Annotated in this window: 22 protein-coding genes; 13 read left to right on the top strand and 9 right to left on the bottom strand. The window is 73.6% G+C overall.

Annotated elements, in window-relative coordinates; genetic code table 11:
* Nucleotides 1-20: 20 nt before the first annotated feature.
* From PP1_RS08145 to PP1_RS08120, 6 genes are all read right to left on the bottom strand, one after another.
* Nucleotides 21-845, bottom strand: a complete 825-nt coding sequence (locus tag PP1_RS08145) for a siderophore-interacting protein (RefSeq protein WP_010227765.1) — start codon at nt 843-845, stop codon at nt 21-23.
* On the bottom strand, nt 842-1,693 hold the full coding sequence (locus PP1_RS08140; RefSeq protein ID WP_010227767.1) for an ABC transporter ATP-binding protein: 852 nt from the start codon (nt 1,691-1,693) through the stop codon (nt 842-844). The genes PP1_RS08145 and PP1_RS08140 overlap by 4 nt, the downstream gene beginning before the upstream one ends.
* Nucleotides 1,690-2,781: a FecCD family ABC transporter permease gene (locus PP1_RS08135; RefSeq protein ID WP_010227769.1), complete on the bottom strand. Its 1,092-nt coding sequence runs from the start codon at nt 2,779-2,781 to the stop codon at nt 1,690-1,692. The genes PP1_RS08140 and PP1_RS08135 overlap by 4 nt, the downstream gene beginning before the upstream one ends.
* On the bottom strand, nt 2,778-3,851 hold the full coding sequence (locus PP1_RS08130) for a FecCD family ABC transporter permease (protein ID WP_010227771.1): 1,074 nt from the start codon (nt 3,849-3,851) through the stop codon (nt 2,778-2,780). Before PP1_RS08130 ends, PP1_RS08135 begins: the two co-directional genes overlap by 4 nt.
* A 30-nt stretch (nt 3,852-3,881) precedes the next feature.
* Nucleotides 3,882-4,925, bottom strand: coding sequence for an ABC transporter substrate-binding protein (locus PP1_RS08125; protein ID WP_010227773.1), 1,044 nt, complete (start codon nt 4,923-4,925; stop codon nt 3,882-3,884).
* 361 nt (nt 4,926-5,286) lie between these two features.
* Nucleotides 5,287-6,165, bottom strand: a complete 879-nt coding sequence (locus PP1_RS08120; protein ID WP_083697065.1) for a MerR family transcriptional regulator — start codon at nt 6,163-6,165, stop codon at nt 5,287-5,289.
* A gap of 107 nt (nt 6,166-6,272) precedes the next feature.
* On the opposite strand from PP1_RS08120, the gene PP1_RS08115 reads away from it, so the two are divergent.
* Both PP1_RS08115 and PP1_RS08110 read left to right on the top strand, forming a co-directional pair.
* The gene (locus tag PP1_RS08115; RefSeq protein ID WP_010227776.1) at nt 6,273-6,833 is read left to right on the top strand and encodes a DUF6230 family protein; all 561 of its coding nucleotides are present in this window, start codon (nt 6,273-6,275) and stop codon (nt 6,831-6,833) included.
* Complete coding sequence (locus PP1_RS08110) at nt 6,833-7,210, top strand: DUF6114 domain-containing protein (RefSeq protein WP_010227778.1); 378 nt, start codon at nt 6,833-6,835, stop codon at nt 7,208-7,210. The genes PP1_RS08115 and PP1_RS08110 overlap by 1 nt, the downstream gene beginning before the upstream one ends.
* Before the next feature lie 144 nt (nt 7,211-7,354).
* Here the strand turns inward: PP1_RS08110 and PP1_RS08105 are convergent, their stop codons facing one another.
* Both PP1_RS08105 and PP1_RS08100 read right to left on the bottom strand, forming a co-directional pair.
* Nucleotides 7,355-7,699 carry an EthD domain-containing protein gene (locus PP1_RS08105; RefSeq protein ID WP_010240664.1) on the bottom strand — a complete coding sequence of 115 codons (345 nt, stop codon included), beginning with the start codon at nt 7,697-7,699 and terminating at the stop codon, nt 7,355-7,357.
* Nucleotides 7,699-8,625, bottom strand: a complete 927-nt coding sequence (locus PP1_RS08100) for an alpha/beta hydrolase (RefSeq protein ID WP_075314066.1) — start codon at nt 8,623-8,625, stop codon at nt 7,699-7,701. Before PP1_RS08100 ends, PP1_RS08105 begins: the two co-directional genes overlap by 1 nt.
* 131 nt (nt 8,626-8,756) lie before the next feature.
* Between PP1_RS08100 and PP1_RS08095 the strand changes: the two genes are divergently transcribed.
* Nucleotides 8,757-9,557, top strand: a complete 801-nt coding sequence (locus PP1_RS08095; RefSeq protein WP_010240661.1) for an IclR family transcriptional regulator — start codon at nt 8,757-8,759, stop codon at nt 9,555-9,557.
* A gap of 34 nt (nt 9,558-9,591) precedes the next feature.
* Complete coding sequence (locus PP1_RS08090) at nt 9,592-10,917, top strand: citrate:proton symporter (RefSeq protein ID WP_010240660.1); 1,326 nt, start codon at nt 9,592-9,594, stop codon at nt 10,915-10,917.
* On the opposite strand, the gene PP1_RS08085 is transcribed toward PP1_RS08090, so the two are convergent.
* A complete protein-coding gene (locus PP1_RS08085; protein ID WP_010240657.1) occupies nt 10,892-11,830 on the bottom strand; it encodes a LysR family transcriptional regulator in 939 nt (312 codons plus the stop codon). The genes PP1_RS08090 and PP1_RS08085 overlap by 26 nt on opposite strands.
* Before the next feature lie 97 nt (nt 11,831-11,927).
* On the opposite strand from PP1_RS08085, the gene PP1_RS08080 reads away from it, so the two are divergent.
* Genes PP1_RS08080 through PP1_RS08040 form a run of 9 tightly spaced genes read left to right on the top strand, consistent with a single transcriptional unit; the run spans nt 11,928 to nt 20,821 of the window.
* On the top strand, nt 11,928-13,079 hold the full coding sequence (locus PP1_RS08080; RefSeq protein WP_010240654.1) for an LLM class flavin-dependent oxidoreductase: 1,152 nt from the start codon (nt 11,928-11,930) through the stop codon (nt 13,077-13,079).
* Nucleotides 13,076-13,930, top strand: a complete 855-nt coding sequence (locus PP1_RS08075) for a fumarylacetoacetate hydrolase family protein (RefSeq protein WP_010240652.1) — start codon at nt 13,076-13,078, stop codon at nt 13,928-13,930. Before PP1_RS08080 ends, PP1_RS08075 begins: the two co-directional genes overlap by 4 nt.
* A complete protein-coding gene (locus tag PP1_RS08070; protein WP_010240650.1) occupies nt 13,927-14,859 on the top strand; it encodes an ornithine cyclodeaminase family protein in 933 nt (310 codons plus the stop codon). The genes PP1_RS08075 and PP1_RS08070 overlap by 4 nt, the downstream gene beginning before the upstream one ends.
* Nucleotides 14,856-15,776 (top strand): 4-hydroxy-tetrahydrodipicolinate synthase, encoded by a 921-nt coding sequence (gene dapA / locus PP1_RS08065; RefSeq protein WP_010240648.1) that lies wholly within the window; start codon nt 14,856-14,858, stop codon nt 15,774-15,776. Before PP1_RS08070 ends, dapA begins: the two co-directional genes overlap by 4 nt.
* Before the next feature lie 33 nt (nt 15,777-15,809).
* Entirely contained in the window at nt 15,810-17,201 is a 1,392-nt protein-coding gene (locus PP1_RS08060; RefSeq protein WP_010240645.1) for an NtaA/DmoA family FMN-dependent monooxygenase, read from the top strand.
* Nucleotides 17,202-17,245: 44 nt separating this feature from the next.
* Nucleotides 17,246-17,728, top strand: coding sequence for a hypothetical protein (locus tag PP1_RS08055; RefSeq protein WP_010240643.1), 483 nt, complete (start codon nt 17,246-17,248; stop codon nt 17,726-17,728).
* Complete coding sequence (locus PP1_RS08050) at nt 17,725-18,225, top strand: flavin reductase family protein (RefSeq protein ID WP_010240640.1); 501 nt, start codon at nt 17,725-17,727, stop codon at nt 18,223-18,225. Before PP1_RS08055 ends, PP1_RS08050 begins: the two co-directional genes overlap by 4 nt.
* Nucleotides 18,222-19,361: an AraC family ligand binding domain-containing protein gene (locus PP1_RS08045; protein WP_010240638.1), complete on the top strand. Its 1,140-nt coding sequence runs from the start codon at nt 18,222-18,224 to the stop codon at nt 19,359-19,361. The genes PP1_RS08050 and PP1_RS08045 overlap by 4 nt, the downstream gene beginning before the upstream one ends.
* Nucleotides 19,358-20,821, top strand: coding sequence for an NAD-dependent succinate-semialdehyde dehydrogenase (locus tag PP1_RS08040; protein WP_010240635.1), 1,464 nt, complete (start codon nt 19,358-19,360; stop codon nt 20,819-20,821). The genes PP1_RS08045 and PP1_RS08040 overlap by 4 nt, the downstream gene beginning before the upstream one ends.
* The last annotated feature ends 37 nt before the right edge of the window (nt 20,822-20,858 follow it).

Genomic DNA, 20,858 nt, shown 5'->3' with positions numbered 1-20,858 from the left:
GGCCCCCGGTTCCAGGTGGCTCAGATCTGCCCGACGGCCTCGCGCTTCTCGGACTGGAACACGTCCTCCTTGCGGCCGTGCGCCCAGTAGGCCGACAGCGACAGCTGGGACCGGTCGAGGCCGCGCTCGTCGGTGAGGTGTGGGCGCAGCGACTTCATGGCGGCCCGCTCGCCGTGCACGAAGACCTGTACCCGCCCGGCGGGCCAGTCGAGACCTCGGACGGCGTCGACGAGCAGGTCGGTCGTCCCGGCCTCGGCGCCGGCACGGTGCAGCCAGCGCACCTCGAGACCGTCGGGCGCGGTCAGGTCGAGTTCGTCGGCGGCGGAGTCGACCTCGAGCAGTGCGACGCCGCGTGCGTCGGCAGGCATCGCCTCCAGCGCGGACGCGATCGCGGGCAGGGCCGACTCGTCACCGGCGAGCAGGTGCCGGTCGGCCTGCGGGTCGGGGGCGTAGCCGCCGCCGATCCCGCCGAGCACCACCGGGGATCCGGGCTCGGCCGTCGCCGCCCAGGGCCCGGCCACGCCGGTGTCGCCGTGCACGACGAAGTCGATCCAGATCCGCTGGTTCTCCAGGTCGAAGCGGCGGATCGTGTAGGTGCGGGTCGACGGCAGCGCCTCGACCGGCAGCTCCTCGCGCAGCGCGGCGAGGTCGTAGGGCGGGGTCAGGTCGCTGCCGGGGGGTGCGAACAGCATCTTCGTGTAGGCGTCGGTGTGCCCGTTGTCGGTGACGTCGGCGATGCCGGGCCCACCGGCGACGATGCGCACCATGTGCGGCGTGAGCCGGGTGCGCTCGAGCACCTCCAGCACGATCTGCGGCCGCCGCGGGCGGTTTCCGGGAGTGCTCATCGATGTCCTTCCGTGCTCACGGTGCGGGGGTCGAGCGGCACCACCGTAGGGGTGCCGGTGACGGGGTCGGGCACGACCAGGCAGCGCAGCCCGAACACCTCGTCGATCAGCTCGGCGGTGATCACCTCGTGCGGCCGGCCCGCGGTGACCACCCGGCCCTCCCGCATGACGACGAGGTGGTCGGCGTAGCGGGCCGCCTGGCCGAGGTCGTGCAGGACGGCCACGATCGTCCGGCCGCCCTCGTGCAGCGACCGGAACAGCTCCATCAGCTCGTACTGGTGGGCGATGTCGAGGAACGTCGTCGGCTCGTCCAGCAGCATGATCGGGGTGTCCTGGGCGAGCAGCATCGCCACCCACACCCGCTGCCGCTGCCCGCCGGACAGCTCGGCGACCAGCCGTCCGGACAGCTCGGTCAGCCGGGTCGCCTCCAGCGCCGACCGGACGGCCTCCTCGTCGGAGCCGCGCCACTGGTGGATCAGGTTCTGGTACGGCGCCCGCCCGCGGGCCACCAGGTCGGCGACCCGGATGCCGTCCGGGGCGAGCGAGCTCTGCGGGAGCAGCCCGATGCTGCGGGCGGCCTCCTTCGGCGGGTAGGACGCGATCTCCTTGCCGTCGAGCAGGATCTGCCCGGACGACGGCGGCAGGATCCGGGACAGCGCGCGCAGCACCGTGGACTTGCCGCAGCCGTTCGGGCCGATGATCGCGGTGAACGAGCCGTCCGGGATGTCCAGCGACAGGTCGTCGGCGACGACCCGCCCGCGGTAGCCGATCGCGGCGTCGCGGGTGACGAGCCGAGCGTGCGTCCCGTGTGACGAGGTGTTCAACGAGGGGGCTCCCGGGTCGGTCATGCGAACGTTCCGTACTGCCGCCGTGCCTCGCGGACGAGCAGCCAGATCAGGTAGCAGCCGCCGAGGCAGACGGTGATCAGCCCGACCGGGATGGCCCGGTACACCTCGGCGATCGCCAGGCTCAGCAGGTGCGCCGAGGCGAGCAGCGCCGCGCCCATCGCGGCGGAGGCCGCGGTGCTGACCCCGGGGGAGCGGGTGAGCCGCCGGGCCAGCTGCGGGGCGGCGAGCGCGACGAACCCGATCGGGCCGGCCGCCGCGGTCACCAGCGCGGTGGTCGACACGCCCACGACGAGCAGCCCGAGCCGGGCCGCGCCGACCCGGGTGCCCTGGGTGACGGCGGCGTCGTCGCCGAGCTCGAGGCGGCGCAGCGCCGGGGACAGCAGCACGGTCGCGACGACGATCACCGCGGCGATCCCCAGCGAGGGCAGCATCGGCGTCCAGGTCACGTCGGCGATCGAGCCGGCCGCCCAGAACCCGACGACCATCGCGTCGTCGATGTCGGCGCGGGTGACCAGGTAGGAGTTGACCGAGGTGAGCATCGCCGAGATCCCGATCCCGACGATGATCAGGCGGAACCCGGCGATGCCGCCGCGGTAGGCCAGCACGTACACCGCGAACGCGGTGAGCAGACCGCCGGCCAGCGCCGCGAACGCGACGTTCCAGTAGCTGCTCGCGCCGACGACCAGCAGGGTCAGCACGACCCCGGTGTAGGAGCCGGCGTCGAAGCCGATCACGTCCGGGGAGCCCAGCGGGTTGCGGGTCAGCGACTGGAAGATCGCCCCGCCGATGCCGAGCAGCGCACCGAACACCAGCGCCGCGAGCACCACCGGCAGCCGCCACTCGGTCACGATGATGCGCTGGAACTCCCGCCCGCCGCCGAGCAGTGCCTGCACGACCTCGCCGACGCCGAGCCGGAAGTCGCCCAGCCCCAGCGACACGACGGAGACCGCCACGGCGACCGCGAGTACCGCCGCGGAGACCGCCAGCAGCCGGACGCCGACGCGGCCGGAGAGCCACCGGGTACGGACCGTGCGGGTCGTGTAGCCGAAGTCCACCCGCTCGTCGGGGCGGGTCGGTGTGGTCGTCACAGGCTGCTCGCCTTCCTCCGGCGGACCAGCGCGATCAGCACCGGTGCGCCGATGACCGCCGCCACGACCCCGACCTCGATCTCGCTGGGGCGCACGAGCACCCGGCCCAGCACGTCGGCGACCAGGACGAGCACCGGCGCGGCCAGCGCCGAGTAGGCGATGATCCACCGCTGGTCCGGGCCGACGAACCAGCGCACCACGTGCGGCACCATCAGCCCGAGGAACGCGATGCCGCCGGTCAGCGCCGTCGCGCCGCCCGCCAGCAGGGTGACGACGCCGATGCCCAGCACCCGGGTGCGGCCCACCCGGGTGCCGAGCGAGGCCGCCAGGTCGTCACCGAGGGCGATCGAGTTCAGCGGCCCGGCCAGCGCCAGCGCGCCGATCAGGCCGACCAGGAGGAACGGCGCGACGAGCAGCGTGTCCTCCATCGTGGTCCGCGCCAGCGACCCCAGGCCCCAGTTGCGGAACGACCGGAACGTGTCCGGGTCGATCAGGGTGAGGAACGTGGAGAAGCCGTTGAGCACCGCGCCGAGCGCCACCCCGGCCAGGACCAGGGTGACCGGCGACGCCGTCCCGCCGCCCGCGGAGCCGATGACGAACACCACGACGGTGGTGATCGCGGCACCGAGGAAGGCGAACCACACGTACTGGGAGATGCCCGCCAGCCCGAACATCCCGGCGCCGAGGGTGACGGCGAACCCGGCCCCGGCGTTGACGCCCAGGATCCCCGGTTCGGCGAGCGGGTTGCGGGTCAGCGCCTGGATCAGCGCCCCGGCGACGCCCAGCGCGGCGCCCACGGCGATCCCGAGCAGCGTGCGGGGCCAGCGCTCGGTCCAGACGATGATGGACGCCTGCGACCCGTCCCGGCCCCACAGCGCCGACCACACCTGGTCGTAGCCGAGCGGGTTCGCGCCGTGCGCCAGGCTCAGGATCACCGCCGCCATCAGCGCCGTGAGGATCGTGGCCAGCCCGAGTGCGCGGCGCCGGTACAGCGACGACGACCGGGCGGGGGAGTCCCCCCGCCCGGTGCGCCGTGCGGTCGCGACGCCGGCTCGCGGTGCGTCGTTCATGTCGCGCCCGTTCCGATCACGTGCACACCGTCAGGCGGTGCCCAGCGCGTTGATCCGCTCGGACAGCCGCTGGACGGTCCACGGCAGGCTGGTCACGCTGGCGCCGCGGCGCAGCACCCAGGTCATGGCGCTGTCCGGGTCGTCGATGGTGATGCCGAGGTAGCGGCCCTCGGCGACGGGGGGCAGCGACTGGAACAGCGGGGTGGCCTCGCGCGCGGTCTTCGAGGCGGGGTCGGTGTAGAACACGACGAGTACGTCGGCGTCGAGCTGGCCGATCTGCTCGTCGGCGACGCCGGCGTCGGCGGTGAAGTTCTCGGCCAGCGGATTCGGCGTGAACCCCATCCGGCGCGTCGCGGCCTCGGCGGTCCCGCCGGCGGCGGTGTAGTAGTCGATACCGCTCTGGGTGTAGTCGGTGGCGATCGTGATCGTCCGGTCCGCGTAGTCCGGGTTCTCCTGCGCGACCCGGTCGATGGCCTGCTCGGCCTCGGTGACCGCGGTGTCGGACGCGGCGCTCAGGTCCAGCGCCTCGCCGATCATCCGCTGGGTGTCCTGCCAGCTGATCTGATCACCCTTGACCTGGGTCGGGTTCTCCAGCACCGGGGCGATCGAGCTGAGCCGCTCGAAGGTGGGCTCGTCCTGGACCCAGTTGGTCGCCACGATCAGATCCGGCCGGGTCGAGGCGATCCCCTCGAAGTTGATCGGATCGCGCCGGGTGACGGTGTCGCGGAACTCGACTCCCGACAACCACTCCTGGCTCCGCCACGGCCACTCGCTCTCTTCGGCCATCGTGTAGACGGGGGTGACGCCCAGGGCCTCCAGCGCGTCCATGTTCGGCGAGAAGCCGATCACGGCGATCCGCTCGGGCCGCTGCTCGAGCACCGTCTCGCCCGCCCACGTGGTGAGCGTCAGCGGGTACTGCGTGGCTCCCTCGGCGGGCGGAAGCGCGGTGGCACCGGGGCTCGCGGCGTCACCGTCGTCGGAGGGTGTCGCGCAGCCGGCGAGCGCGAGGAGGGCTGCGAGCGCGATGGCAGGAACCACGGACCACCGGCTGCGGCGGGGCACGGTGAAGGCCATGACCGTCCTTTCGGGGAGTGGGATGAGACGCAACGGACTGCGATCAGATCCGGACTGATCGGACACTACGGGTCAGGTTAGGCAAATCTACCCTGACGGGACGCAGATCACGATGTGCCCGCGGGACGGCGCCGTACGAGGTGGCCGGAGCAGGACGGTGGCCGCGGCCGACACCGGGTGCGCGGGACCGGTCTCCGGCGAGGTTCGGCAGGTCAGCGGCTCGCTGGTGGATCTGCCCGGCGGGACCGGCGCCGGGTGTTCCCGGCACCCGGCGGTGGAGTCCCGAACCGACCTGGTGGCGGCAGGAACGCGGGCTGCGGTGACTACCGGGGCCGTCGGCCCGGCCGCACGTGTCGGGGCGTCAGACGGATGGCGTGCTCGGGTGCTCGCCGAGGACGAGCCCGGCGCGAGCGTCGAGTACGGCGACGCTGTGACGCTCGAGTGTCGCGGCGAGGAGCTCCGCGATGCCCGTGGTCAGGGCCGGGGTGAGGCTGCGGAGTGCGGTGGCGGCGCGGTCGGCGGCCGAGTCGTCGGGGAGGGCGTCATCGGGGTGGACCACGGCCGAGCCGCCGTCGACGAGGTGGGTCACGACCGCGTCGAGCAGATCACGAGCCATCCCGTCGAGGGCGGTGGTGGTGCGCCGGGCGAGGTCGAGGACGACCTCGCTCGGCACGCCTGCTCGGACGAGGTCGGCTGCGGCGGCGAGGATCTGCTGACTGGGCGCGGTGTGGGTGCCGCGGTGGTGGTGCACCAGCCCGGCGGCCACCAGGGCGTCGACGTCGGCCCCCGGGAAGAGCGCGGTCAGCGCCTCGGGTGTGGTCGGGGTGGCCGGGCGGGGCGGCCACAGGGCGCTCACGGCGGTCTCCAGGCCGAGGACGACGCCGAGGTCGCGGCCGCGTTCCCACTCGGCGAGCAGCTCGGCGATGGTGACGGTGGTGTAGCCGCGGTCCAGGAGCCTGCCGATGATCCGCAGCCTGCCCAGGTGGGTGTCGTCGTAGAGCGCCCGGCGGCCGTCGCGGCGTGGAGGGTGCAGGAGTCCACGCTCCTGGTAGGAGCGCACGTTGCGCACGGTCATCCCGGCGGCGCGGGCGAGGTCGTCGATCCGGTAATCGGTGTCGGCGCCGTGTGGTGAGGGGCGCGGTTCCGGAGCGGGGGGGTGGCATCGGGGCCATCGGGTGATTGTCGCGCAGTGCGTGCAGGAGACTCGATAGGGTGAACGACGGCCGGGCGACGTTGCCATAGTTCATTGGCACAGTTGCACATGGTGTGGACTCGACGGCGAGTAGGGGCAGGCACCGTGCCGAGGCGGCACGTGGATCCGCCCGGATCAGGTGGAGGCGCTTCGGTGTGGTCCTCGCGCTGTCGTCCGGTGTCGTGCTGGCGATGCTCGTGGCTGCGGCGACGGGAGGGCTTCCCGTCGCGCTGGCCGCGGACGGCCGCCAGCATGTGAAGATCACCGCTGCGGAGCTCGGCGCCGTGGCGACCGGGGTGTTCCCGCAGTTCGTCCAGGACGCGGACGGGGACAGGCAGCCGGTGGTGGTCGTCGGGCTCGGGGACGTGCGGGTGCGCGGGCTGTGCGCCTCGGGTGCGGTCCCGACGCCGGTGGGGACCTGGGTGCTGCGGCTCGACACTCCGCCCGACGCGGAGGAGATCCGGGCGGGCGACGTGCAGTTCGCGATCGAGAGCGTCGACGGGCTCGGGGCACTCGGTCAGCGTCTGCTGCTCAACCGGGAGCAGCAGACGCCGGAGGGGATCCCGCTGGATGTCGCGGCACCGGGGAACCTGCCGATCCTGGCGGAAGGGCTCCAGCTGGACCTGGCGGCCACCGTGCGGTGGGCGAGCGTCGCGGACCTGGGTCTGTCCGGGTTGGACCTGCGGATCGGCGACGACGTCGCGGAGTGCTTCTGATGGCGGGACGCACCCCGGTGTCCGGGATGTTCCGGCGCGCCACCCGGGGCACGGCTCTGCGCGGGCGGCCGGTGGCGGCGGTGGTGTTGCTGGCCGTCTCCGGGGCGGCAGTGCTCCTGCTCCCTTCGAGCCGGCTGACGGTGCTCGTGGCCCCCGGCGCCGGAGGACTGACCGGACTCCTGGTCGGCGTACTGCTCCTCGGCTGCGCCGTCACCCTCGTGATGAGCCCGCGGCACACTGTGCCGTGCGGGGTGGCCGGCCTGCTGCTGGCGGTGGCGTCGCTGCTCACCCCGAGCCTCGGCGGTCTTCTGCTCGGGACGGCGTGTGGGCTCGTGGGCGGCTCGCTGGCGGTGGCCTGGGAACCTCGGGATCGCTGAGCGGCCCCGGTGCATGCCCTGCGGCGGGCGACACCGCGGACGAGTCGCAAGGTGCGCCGCCCCCGGCGTGACGAGTGCCACGAGCCCCCGGGGGGGGGGGGGGGGGGGCGTGAACGGGTGGTCGATCCGACCACGAGATCGAGCTCAGGGTGTGATCGGCACGTCCAGCTCCGTGGTCACGTAGAAGGTGCTGGAGGCGTGGTCGATGAAGCGTCGTTCGTCCGGCAGCACCACGGTCCGGTACCCGTCGGAGGCGAGCAGCTCGTGGATCGCCCCGACGTCGTCGAACCACTGCCGGACGACGGCGTCGACCTGCGGAGCTGCGAGGTCCCCGACCGCGGCCGGGGACTCCACGGTGTACCGGCGCACGAGCCGGCGCACCTCGTCCACGGACGCGAACAGCGGCGCGTGGTGCTCGCGGTGGTGTGCGGTGAACTGCGCCGCGGTGAGCTCCGGCAGGCGCCGGAGCAGGCTGACCAGGACGATCATCAGTGTTCCTCGGTGTCGGTGGGACGGTGCAGGAGCCGGGTGAAGGCGTCGCAGAAGGCGGCCGCGGCCCGGTCGGCCGCCGGGACGTCGCCGGTCATGCCCCAGAGACCATGGGGCAGTCGCGGGTGGTCGTGCAGCACGACCTCGACGCCCGCCGTCGCGAGTGCGCGGGCGTAGGACCACCCGTCGTCGCGCAGGGGGTCGACACCGCCGACGGCGACGACCGCGGGCGCGAGACCGTCCGGCGGGGGGTCGGCCAGCAGGTCGAAGCGCGGGTCGCGCCGGGCGCCGGGACGCGGTCCCAGGTAGTGCCGGAGGTACCAGCGGAGGGTGGTGTCGTCCAGGCCGGGTGCGGCGGCGTTGTCCCGGCGGGCCGGCAGGCCGGGATCGTCGGTGAGCAGGGGCTGGACGAGCAGCTGGGCCACCGGGGCCCCGGGCGTGCCCGCCAGGGCGCGGGCGGCGCCCGCGGCGAGGTTGCCCCCGGCGCTGCTGCCCGCGACGGCGACCGGCCCCGCGTCCCGTGCGATCCGCGCGACGGACTCGACGGCGTCGTCGACGGCGGCGGGGAACGGGTGCTCGGGGGCGAGGCGGTAGTCGATCGAGACCACCGCCCACCCGGTGCGGGTGCAGAGCATGCGTGCCTGGCGGTCGTGGCTGTCGAGATCACCGGTGACGAACCCGCCACCGTGGAAGAAGGCGACCGTCCCGGGCGGCGCCGCGCCCCCGGGCAGGTAGCGGCGCGCGGCCGGTGCGCGGCCGGACAGCGGGAGCGTGAGCTCCTCGACCGTGCCGACGTCGTCGTCCCGGTCGGCGGGGGTCCGTGCCGACCGGGTCGATCGCGCCTGCTCGGGGGTCAGGGTGTGCAGCGGCGGCCCGTTGCGGCGCGCCAGCAACCGGGCGGCGTCCGGATCGAGGTGTCGGCTCACGCCTGCGGTTCTACGGACCGCCCCGGTGCCCGTTCACGTGCGTTTCGCTGTGCGAAACGGTGTCACGGAGACGGCGCGAGCCGATCTACGGTCCTCCGAGGACCGGCGCCGTCGCCGGGAAGGAGGATCGGATGCCGTCGCACCGTGGCGACTACACCATCGAGTCACTCGCGCGTGGGCTCCGCGTGCTCACCGCGTTCGGACCGGCACGACCGGAGATGTCGTTGCAGGACATCGCCGACCACGTCGACGTCAGCAAGGCCGGTGCGCTGCGGCTGGGCCACACCTTGTGCGAGGCGGGGTTCCTGGTCCGCGTCGGTGACGGGCGCGGCTACCGCCTCGGCCCCACGGCCATCACCGTCGGGCTCGCGACGACGGCGACGATGGCCCTGCCCGAGGTCGCCGAACCGCTGCTCGTGGAGCTGCGGGACGTCACGGGGGAGACCGCGCAGCTCGCCGTCCCGCACGGGACCGACGCGGTCATCGTCGGGCGCGTCCCCTCCCGCCAGTTCCCCCCGAACCCGGTCTACATCGGTCACCGGGTGCCGATCCACGCCGGTTCGCTGGGCCGGGCCATGCTCGCCGCCGCCCCGGCCGGGACGTGCGACGAGGTGCTCGCCCGGTCCGAGCTCCCCGCCCTGACGCCGCGCACCGCCACCACCCCCGAGGCGATCCGGAGCGACCTGGACCGGACCCGACGCCGGGGCTGGGCGCTCAACGACCAGCAGACGACGGTCGAGCACCGGTCGCTGGCCGCCGCGATCCGCGTCCCCTCCGGAGCGCCCGTCGGCGCCGTCAACATCACCGTGTCCGCGTCGCGGGTCGGCGCCCGCGTCCTGGCCCGCACCCACGCGGCCGCCGTCGTGCACGTCGCGGCGCGGATCTCCGAACTGCTGCCGGAGGACTTCGCCGGCCGCACCGACGTCGCCTGATGCGACCCCGCCCCGCCGACAAGGACCTCTCCTCATGCTGACCTGGCTGACCCTGGCCATGCTGGCCGCGTTCCTCGGGCTCGTCCTCTCCGGACGCGTGTCGGTGGTCGTGGCCCTGGTGGGCGTACCGATCGTGTTCGCCCTGCTCGCCGGTGCCGGTGGCGACCTGGGCGGGATCGTCGGTGACGGCATCGCCACCGTCGCCCCGACCGCGGCGCTGATCCTCTTCGCAGTGCTGTTCTTCAGCATCCTGCTCGACGCCGGCCTGTTCGATCCCCTCATCACCGTGCTCCGCCGGTTCGCGAGGGACGACCCGATGCGGGTCGTGCTCGCCACCGCTGTGCTGACACTGCTGGTCGCCGTCGACGGCGACGGCTCCTCGACCTACATCATCGTCGTCTCGGCGCTGCTGCCGGTGTACCGGCGTCTCGGGATGCGGGTCGAGCTCCTGGCCGTGGTCGCGGTGATGGCCGCGGGGACCGCGACGCTGCTGCCGTGGGGCGGACCGGTGATCAAGGCCGCGACCGCGCTCGACGTCGACGTCGTCGAGGTGTACGCGCCGCTGGTCGTCCCGCAGCTGGCCGGGGCAGCCGCCGTCCTCGGGCTGGCCGCCGTGCTGGGCAGCCGCGAACGCAGCCGCCTCGGCGCTCTCCGTGAGCGGGTCGCCGTCGCGCCGGCCGCCGGTACCGATCCACCGAGCGCGGCCGTCCAGGGGGACGAGCCCGCCGAGCAGGATCTGCGACGGCCGCGCCTCGCCGTGGCGAACCTCGTCCTCGCGCTGGCGGTCATGGCGCCCTTGATCGCGGGCCGGGTCGAACCCGTCCTGCTGTTCGTCGCCGGCACCGTCGTGGCGCTGCTGCTCAACTATCCGGACCCGGCGACCCAGGCACGTCTGCTGCGGCGCCACGCACCCAACGCGATCCCCGTCACCGTGCTGATCTTCGCCGCCGGGGTGTTCACCGGCGTGCTGTCCGGGACCGGGATGGCGGAGTCGCTGGCGACGTCGCTGGCGGCACTCGTGCCGCCCGACGCGGGCGCCGCGGTCCCGCTGGCCACGGCACTGCTGGCGTTCCCGCTCACGTTCGTCGTCCAGCAGGACACGTTCTACTTCGGTGTCCTCCCCGTGCTCAGCGGGGCCGCCGCCCAGTTCGGGGTGCCCGCCGAGGCCGTCGCCCGCGCGGCGGTGGTCGCGCAGCCGCTGCACGCCTACAGCCCCACGGTCGCCGCGCTGTTCCTGCTGCTGGGGCTCCTGCGCCTGGACTACCGCGCCATGGTGCGGCTGGGGGTCCCGTGCGGACTGGCCGTGTCGGCGGTCGTGCTGGCCGTCGCACTGCTCACCGGGGCGGTGCCGCTGCCGTGACCTCGCCCGATCTGCTCGTCGCCACCTCCCGGAGCATCGCGACGGCCGCCTCCTGGAGCGGGGAGAAGAACTTCGTCCGCCGGTGGAACAGCCCGATCCCCTCGACGAGGTTCGCGTCGCTGATCGTGACGCTCCGCAACCGCCCGGCGTCGACGTCGTCGGAGAGCACGTAGGACGGGGAGAAGCAGCACCAGCCGTTCGCGGCCACCGCCCGCTTCATGGCCTCGGCGTGGCCGAGCCGCATGACGTAGGTCAGCTCGCCGGCCCCGTGGCGGCGCAGCTGGTCGCCCAGCGTGCGGTCGAACGCCACACCGGCGGGGACGCCCACGAGCGGCAGGCCGGCGAGCTCGGCGAGGGTGATCGTGTCACCGTCCGGCGGGCCGCCGGGCGCGGCGGCGAGCACCAGCGGTTCCTCCCACAGCCGCTCGGCGTGCAGGGGCTCGGGATCGAGCTCGTCGGAGAAGGTGGCGACGGCGAAGTCGGCGTCGCCGGTGGCGACGCTGCGGAGCGCCGCTGCCGGCTCGCTGATGTGGACGGTGATGTCGGCACCGGGGCGTTCGTGGCGCAGTCCGGTGAGCAGCGGGGGCACGAGGTAGGTGCCGATCGCCATGCTCGTCGCGACCGTCAGCGACCCGGCGAGTCCCGCACCGAGGTTCTCGATGTCGCGGCGGACCTGGGCGCTGCCGGCCAGCACGTCGGCCGCCCAGGCGTGGAAGCGCCGGCCGGCCTCGGTCAGCGCGATGCGGCGTCCGTCCCGGACGAACAGCGGCGCGCCTGCCGCCTTCTCCAGGGTGCGGAGCTGCGCCGACACCCAGGGCTGTGCCACGTGCAGCCGCTCGGCGGCGCGGGTCACGCCGCCCTCCTGGACCACCGTGCAGAACAGGTCGAGGCGGCGCAGCTGCAGCTGAAGCATACGAAAAAGCATATCGATTCATGGCTGGACTCGTAGTGGTGTTATGTGATGCGGCTCCCTAGCGTCCCTGACACCACCACGGACGAGGAGGTCTGCGATGAATCCGCTGTTCGGCGGCAACACCCTCAAGCTCGGACTGTTCTGCACCAACGGCTCCGGTGCGTCCCAGACCCTGGTGCCGGAGGCGTCGGAGACGTCGTGGGCCATGTCGTTGCGCACCGCCCGGGCGGCCGACCGGGCCGGCTTCGAGGCCGTCGTCCCCTTCGCCCGCTGGAAGGGCTACCCGGAGAACAGCCCCGGGCACCGGTCCGGGCGCGTGATGGACCCCTTCACCTGGGCGGCGGGGATCGCCGCCGCCACCGAGAACATCGGCGTCCTCGCCACCTCGCACGCCCCGACGCTGCACCCGATCGTCGCCGCGAAGCAGGCGGCGACCGTCGACCACATCTCCGGCGGCCGGTTCGCGCTGAACGTGGTCGGCGGCTGGAACCGGCCGGAGCTGGAGATGTTCGGCGCTCCGCTGCGTGAGCACGACGAGCGCTACGACCACCTCGCCGAATGGCTGCAGGTGACGCGCAGGCTCTGGACGGAGACCGGCGAGTTCGACTTCCACGGCAGCTTCTTCGACGTCGTCGGCGGTGTGTCGGAACCGAAGCCGGTGCAGCCCGCGATCCCGATCATGAACGCCGGTGGGTCCCCGCGGGGGATGCGGTTCGCCGCCGAGCACGCCGACCTGTGCTTCGTGATCGTGCACTCCGAGGACGAGGACGAGATCCGCGACCAGATCCAGGGCTACAAGCAGATGGCCCGCGACGAGTTCGGCCGCGAGGTCCGCGTCTGGACCCACACCGCTGTCGTGCAGCGGGACACCGGGGCCGAGGCCGAGGCGTACTACCGGCGGTTCTCGGTCGAGCAGGAGGACACCGGGAGCGTCGACGCCTGGATGCGACTCCAGGGGGCGAACACCCAGGTGATGCCCCCGGCCGTGCTGGCGGCGATGCGGCAGCGCTTCGCGGCGGGTGCGGGTGGGTTCCCGCTGGTCGGCACCGCGGAGACGATCTCCGAGCGGCTCGCGATGCTCAGCCGGGCCGGGATCGAGGGCGCGCTGCTGACCTGGGTGGACTACGACGCCGGGCTCGACGCCTTCACCCGCGAGGTGCTGCCCCGTCTCGAGGACGCCGGACTGCGCGCACCGGTGGGCCCGCTCGCGTCGTCGGCCGGCCACGCGGAACCGGCGGTGATCGGATGAGGCTCGCCCGCTTCCGCACCGCCTCCGGCGAGGCAGGGTTCGGCATCGTCTCCGGCGACGAGGTCGTCCGGCTCGACCACCGTGTCGACACCTTCGGGTCCGCGCTCGCCCGGCTTCCGGCGGACCGCCCCGACGACCCCCGGCTCCCGGTCGGCGACCTGCGCTGGGACCCGCCGATCGGGGACCACGCCAAGATCGTGTGCGTCGGCTTCAACTACGCGGCCCACGCCTCGGAGTCGGAACGCCCGGCCACCGACGGCCCGGACCACCCGACGCTGTTCACCCGGTTCGCCGACTCGTTCGTCGGTGCCGGGACCCCTGTCGTCCGGCCGGCCTCCGACGACACCCTGGACTGGGAGGGCGAGGCCGCACTGGTGATCGGGACCCCGGGCCGCCGGATCCCCGCCGAGGACGCCTGGCGGCACGTCGCCGGCGTCACCTGCATCGCCGAGAACAGCGTCCGGTCCTGGCAGCTGCACTCGAACCAGGCCACCGCGGGGAAGAACTGGCACCACAGCGGTGCTGTCGGCCCGTGGGTCACGACCGTCGACGAGGTCGGCACCGGACCGCTGCGCGTCACCACCCGCCTCAACGGGACGACGGTGCAGGACGACACGACCGACCGTCTCACCTTCGGGTTCGCCGAGCTGGTCGCCTACGTCAGCACCCTCACCCCGCTGCGTCCGGGGGACCTGATCGCGACCGGTACGCCGAAGGGCATCGGGTTCCGGATGGACCCGCCCCGGTTCCTGCGGCCGGGCGACGAGCTCGAGGTGGAGGTCTCGGGCGTCGGGACCCTGCGGCACGGCGTCGTCGACGAGGCCCGCACGACGGTGGAGGCGACCCGATGAAGCTCTGGACCGAGGACGACGTGCGTTCCGGGCCGACCCTGCCGCAGGTGATCGACTCGCTGGAGGCGGTGCTGTCCCACGAGGCCGCCGGCTCGGCCTGGAACCTCGACAAGACCATGACGACGTGGCCGCACGGCGACGCCCGCGGCAGCGCGCACGCGCTCGGTGCGCTCGACCGCGACGCCGACCTGGCGATCTTCAAGACGTGGGTCAACACCCCTACCGGTGCGAGCGCGCTGATGACGGTGTTCTCCGCCGGTGACGGCGCGACCCTGGGCGTCGGCGAGGCGGGCGCGGCCGGTGCGCTGCGGACCGCCGCGATCTCCGGCGTGGCGACGCGGGTGATGGCGGACCCGGACGCCGACGAGCTCGCCGTCCTGGGGGCGGGACGCCAGGCGCTGCGGCAGGTCGAGGCCGTCGCCGCGGTCCGCCCGCTGCGCCGGGTCCGGCTCTGGAACCGCACCACGGAGCGCGCGCACGCGCTGGCCGACCAGGTCCGCGGCGAGCTGGGGCTCGACGCGGTCGTCGCCGGCTCGGTCGGCGAGGCGACCCGGGACGTCCCGGTCGTCACCCTGGTCACCCGCGCGCCCGAGCCGTTCCTGCGGCTGGAGCACCTCGCGCGGGGCGCCCACCTGAACGCGGTCGGCGCCATCCTGCCCTCGCACGCCGAGTTCGACCCGGCCCTGCTCGGGGAGTCCGCGCTGACCGTCGTCGACAGCGAGACCAACGCACGCCGCGGCTCACGCGAGCTGCGCGAGTACTTCGGCCCCGCGGAGACCGACGGATGGGGAGCCCTGCGGCGGCTCTGCGACGTCGTCGCCGGGAAGGCGGAACGGCCGTCCAGGCCCCGCTGCACGGTGTTCAAGGGAATGGGCATGGGCCTGTCGGATCTGGCGGTCGCCCGCCTGCTCGTAGGAGGACGTTCGTGAAGTTCCGCAATGACCCCGCCCGCATCCGGGGATCCATCGCCCCGGTCGTCACACCCTTCACCGCCGACGGTGCGCTCGACCTCGCCTCGCTGCGCGGGCTGGTGCGCCGGCAGATCGAGTCGGGCTCGCACGGCGTCTCGGTCGGCGGCTCCACCGGGGAACCGTCGGCCCAGACCGTCGCGGAGCGGATCGAGGCGATCCGTGCCGTCGCCGCCGAGGTCGACGACGCCGTCCCGTTCCTGCCCGGGACCGGCTCGGCGAAGCTCGACGAGACCCTGGAGATCACCGCCGCCGCCCGGGACGCCGGCGCCGACGCGGCCCTGGTGATCACGCCGTACTACGCCCGCCCGACGCAGGAGGCGCTCCACACCTGGTACCGCACGGTCGCCGCGGAGTTCCCGGACCTGCCGATCGTGATCTACAACGTGCCGTCCCGGACGGCGGTCGACGTCGCCCCGGAGACCGTGGCCCGGCTGTTCGCCGACTGCGACAACGTCGTCGGCATCAAGGAGACCACCAAGGACTTCGAGCACTTCTCCCGCGTGCTGCACCTGTGCGGGCGGGAGCTGCTGGTGTGGTCGGGCATCGAGCTGCTCGGACTCCCGCTGCTCGCGCTCGGCGGGGCCGGGTTCGTCTCCGCGGTGTCCAACCTGGCCCCGGCTGCCGTCGCGCGCATGTACGAGGCCTGGGAGGCGGGGGACCACGAGACCGCCCGCGAGCTCCACTACGGCCTGCACCCGCTGGTCGACCTGCTGTTCGTCGAGACCAACCCGGCCCCGGCGAAGTGGGTCCTGCACCAGCAGGGACACCTGGCGTCGGCGCACGTCCGCGCCCCGCTCCTGCCGTTGGGCGACGACGGCCTGCCCCGGGTCCGCGCCCTGCTCGACCAGGGCGCGGCGCTCCTCGGGCCGTCCTGAACCGACCCCGCCGACCTCACACAGGAGACCACCGTGAGCACGGACATCCTGACCAACGCATTCTCCATGGCATCGCCCTCGCAGTCCTGGACCGGACTCTGGGCGCACCCCGAGTCCGAGGCCACGCGGTACACCACGCTCGACCACTGGGCCGATCTCGCGCGGACCGCGGAACGGGGCCTGATCGACGGCATCTTCCTCGCCGACGGCCTCGGCATCCACGACGTCTACCAGGGGGCGCCGGACGCGATCATGCGCGCCGGCGGGATGTTCCCGGTCAACGACCCGATGATGATGATCCCGGCGATGGCGGCGGCCACCTCGGAGCTGTGCTTCGGCGTGACCGCCAACTCGACCTACGAACCGCCGTACCTGCTCGCACGCAGGTTCTCCACGCTGGACCACCTCACCGACGGCCGGGTGAGCTGGAACGTCGTCACCGGCATCCAGCCCTCCGCCGCGCGGGCGATGGGCGTCGAGCCGGTGCCCCACGACCAGCGCTACGACATCGCCGAGGAGTACATGGACCTCGTGTACCGGCTGTGGGAGGAGAGCTGGGAGGACGGTGCCGCCGTCCGCGACCGGGACCGCCGCGTCTTCACCGACCCCGCCCGCGTGCACCGTGTCAGGACCGAGGGCCGGTACGTGTGCGAGGCGTTCCACCCGTGCGAGCCGTCCCCCCAGCGCACGCCCTTCATCTACTCGGCGGGCGGGTCGCCCCGGGGGATGCGCTTCGCCGGGACGCACGCGGAGGCCGCGTTCATGTCGGTGAGCGACAAGGGGCACGCCCGGCGGCTCGTCGACGGGTACCGCGCGGCCGCGGTGGACGCCGGCCGCAGCGCCGACAGCGTGAAGGTCTTCAACGCGATCACCGTCGTCGTCGCCCCCACCGAGGCCGAGGCCCGGGACGTCGAGGCCCAGTGCCGCGAGTACAGCGACGGCGAGGGCAACCTCGCGATGCTCTCCGGGTTCATCGGCCAGGACCTCTCGAAGTACGGCTGGGACGACCCGGTCGAGCACGTCGAGAGCGACGCGATGCAGTCGGTGCTCGACGCGATGACCCGCCACAACGGTGGGCGGACCGTCCGGATCCGGGACATCGCCTCGTTCAGCGGTCTCGCCGGGAGCGAGGCCTACGTCGTCGGCTCGCCCTCCCAGGTCTGCGACGAGCTGATCTCTTGGGTCGACGGGACCGGCATCGACGGGTTCAACCTGCTCCGCACGATCGAGCCGGGCGGGCTCCGCGCCTTCACCGAGCTCGTCGTGCCGGAGCTGCAGGACCGCGGCCGGTACAAGACCGCGTACCGGCCGGGGACCTTCCGGGAGAAGATGTTCCCGCACGGGGGACCGCACCTGCCGGCCGACCACGTCGGCGCCCGGTACCGGCGCGGCGGCGCCCCGGCCCGCGAGCCGGTCTCGCGGTGAACGCCGTGGTTCCGCGCAGCGGTCCTCCGGCGCGGGGACGCACCATGATCGACGCAACCGTCACCACCGCGGTGATCACGGCGGGCGGACCGCCTGTCGCGGACGTCGCCGACCGGTTCACGACGAGCCTCACCGGGACCCGGCCGACCCGGATGACCACCGCGACCGGGTCGACCGACCTCGTCGCCGTCGCCCGCGACGCCGACATCCTCGTGGTCGCCGCGGTCGTCCGTGACGGCGAGCTGCCCGTGGACCTGACCCGGGCGCTCGAGCGCCGGTCCGGCACCCGTCCGGCCGCAGGAGTGGCGTTCGCCCTGTGCGTGGCCGAACCGTCGGACCACACCGTCGTCGAGTGGCAGCTCAGGCCCGCACTCGTCGCCGCCGGTCTCGTCTGCCCCACACCGGGGTTGACGCTGCCGCCCCGCCAGGACCCCGGCCCTGCCATCTCCGCCGTGTGCCGCTACTGGCGGTTCACGGTTCCCGGACCGGTCGAGCAGGCCCGGCGGGCGCGGAGGGCCGCGGCATGACGGCGGAGACGCTCGCACCGGACGTCCTGCGCTCGGTGTTCGGTGCCTGCCCGTCGGGCGTCGTCGCCGTCTGCGGGACGGTCGCGGGGGAGCCGGTCGGCATGGCGATCAGCACCTTCGTCCCGGTGTCGCTGGACCCTCCGCTCGTCGCGGTCTGCGTCCAGCAGAGCTCGAGGACCTGGCCGGTGCTCCGCGAGGTCCCCGTCCTCGGCCTCAGCGTCCTCGCGCATCCGCACGAGCACGCGGCACGTTCCCTGGCGGCTCGCAGCGGCGACCGGTTCGCCGGGATCGCGACCTCGGCCACCGGGGGAGCGGTGCACCTCGACGGCAGCGTCGCGCAGCTCACCTGCTCCGTCGACGGCGAGACCGTCACCGGTGACCACCTCCTCGTGCTGCTGCGGGTCCACAGCGCACGTTCGAACGACGACGCCGACCCGCTGGTCTTCCACCGCAGCGGCTTCACCGGCGTCCGTACCCACGGAGAGGAACGCACATGACCACCACTGACGTGACCCGTGCCGGCTCCGGCGCCCGCGCCGTCGACACGTCGGGCGAGGGATCGGCACGGCCCACCCCCTGGGCCCCGCTGAAGATCACCGCGGCGGAGATCCGGGAGACCGTCGAACGGCTGTCGGAGGGACCCACCCCCGCCGACGGCCGGCGTTCGGCGGCGCTGGTCCATCCCGAGTCGACGTCCGGACGCAGCTTCGCCCCCGGGGTGGAGGTCGTCGTCGAGGTGTTGCTGCCCGGCGAGCGGACGACACCCGTACGGCGCAACTCCAGCCTCGTCCAGATCGGTCTCGAGGGCACCGGGAGCATCCAGATCGGGGACACGACGCTGGAGCCGGCCACCCGCGACGTGGTCACCGTGCCCTCGATGAAGCCGCACCGGTTCGTCAACACCGGCGACCGGCGATGGGTGCGGCTGGCCTACTCGAACGCTCCGCTGCTCGAGTTCCTCGGCACCCACTTCCGGGAGGAGCTCGCCGAGGACTGGGTCCCCGGGGTACCGGTCGACGGGCCGATCGACATGGAGGAGGCCGACGACGTCGCCGACCGCGGCACCGCACCGGACCACGAGGTCTCGCCGACCGGGGCGCGCCTGCGCGGTTACGAGTACCTGGTCGACATCGAGCCCGTCCCGGACCGGGCGCTGCACTGGCCGTACCGGGCGGTCGCGGACCTGATGTCGCAGACCCTCGGCGACGGCAGGCGCACGATCATGGCGCTGTACAACCCGGCGACCGAGCGCCGGCAGGGGGCTACCGGCAGCTTCTTCGTCACGCTCTCCCGGATCCCGCAGGGGGTCCGGCAGCGGCCGGAGGGCCCGGGGCACCGGCACAGCTCGGTCGCCATCAACTACCACGTCGAGGGCACCGGCTACTCCGTCGTCGACGGGCAGCGGATCGACTTCGGCCCCGGTGACCTGCTGCTCTCCGCGCCCTCATGGCGGGAGCACGCGCACTACCCGAGCGACACCGGACTCACCGTCTACACGGTCCAGGACCACCCGCAGCACATCGGCATGGAATCGCTGATCTGGCAGGAGGACCTCGGCGGGCCGATCCTCGCGCTCGGGCTGGAGAAGGGGCAGACCGGCTACGTCGCCCCGCGGAACTGGGACGACGAGTGAGCACCTCCCTCGCCGCCGGTGACACCGTCCGGCTCGACGCCCTCGCGCTGGCCGGGACCGGACGCCACACCGGCGCCGGGCACGGCATCGACGTCGCCGACCCGGCGACCGGCGCCGTGCTCGCCACCCTCACCGACGACGACACCGACGACGCCCGCCGCGCCGCCGACACCGCGGCCGACGCGTTCGCCGGGTGGGCGGCGACTCCACCGAGGACCCGGTCGGACGTCCTCGTGGCGGCCCACCGGCTGATGATCGAGCGCGCCGACCGGCTCGCCGCCCTCGTGTCCTCGGAGAGCGGCAAGTCCCGGGGCGACGCCCGCGCGGAGATCACCTACGCCGCCGAGTTCCTCCGCTGGTTCGCGGAGGAGGCGGTGCGACCGGACGGACACTTCGGCACCGCCCCCGACGGCCGCAGCACCACCGTCGTCACCGCGCAGCCGGTCGGGGTCGCCGCACTCGTCACCCCGTGGAACTTCCCCGCGGCGATGGTCACCCGCAAGGTCGCCCCCGCGCTCGCCGCAGGCTGCACCGCCGTGCTCAAGCCCGCGGCGGAGACGCCGCTGACCGCCCTGGCGATCGCCGGCCTCCTCGGCGAGGCCGGGGTCCCGGACGGTGCGGTGCAGGTGGTGGTCACCTCGCGGCCCGGTCCGGTGGTCGCGTCCCTGCTCGACCATCCCGCCGTGCGCAAGCTGTCGTTCACCGGTTCCACGGGCGTCGGCCGCCTGCTGCTCCGCCAGGCTGCCGACCGCGTGGTCACCAGCTCGATGGAGCTGGGCGGCAACGCACCGTTCGTCGTCTGTGCCGACGCGGACGTCGAGGCAGCCGTGGCGGGAGCGGTGATCGCGAAGCTCCGCAACGCCGGGCAGGCCTGCACCGCGGCGAACCGCTTCCTCGTCCACGCCGACGTCGCCGACGCGTTCACCGATGCACTCGCCACGGCGTTCGACGCCCAGCGGGTCGGCCCGGCGACCGATCCCGCGAGCGACATCGGGCCGCTCATCGACCACCGTGCCGTCGCACGGATCCAGGGCTGTGTCGACGACGCGCTGGGACGTGGCGCCGTCCTGGCGAACCGGCCGGGGCCGGTACCGGGCGCCGGGTCGTACCTCGCTCCGATGGTGCTGCGCGACGTCCCCGCGGACTCGGCCCTGGTCGTGGAGGAGACCTTCGGCCCGGTCGCACCGATCCTCACCTGGCGCGACGTCGACGACGTCGTGCGGTCGGCGAACTCCACCGAGTACGGGCTGGCGGGTTACGTCTTCTCCGGCGACACCGCGGCGGCCCTGCGGCTCGGGCGGGCCCTGCGATGCGGGATGGTCGGGATCAACCGGGGAGTCGTCTCCGATCCCGCGGCGCCGTTCGGTGGGATGCGCCGGTCCGGGATGGGCCGGGAGGGTGCGCGGGACGGGATCCGGGCCTTCCAGGAGACCCAGTTCCTGTCCGTGGCGGGGATCTGAGGGCGGGGCGCGAGGGCTGCCGGATCCGTCGTCTGTG

It is taken from the genome of Pseudonocardia sp. P1 (assembly GCF_000178675.2).
GTDB lineage: Bacteria > Actinomycetota > Actinomycetes > Mycobacteriales > Pseudonocardiaceae > Pseudonocardia.
The sequence above is the reverse complement of the archived record's forward strand: the minus strand, read 5'-3'. Positions and strand labels throughout refer to the sequence as shown.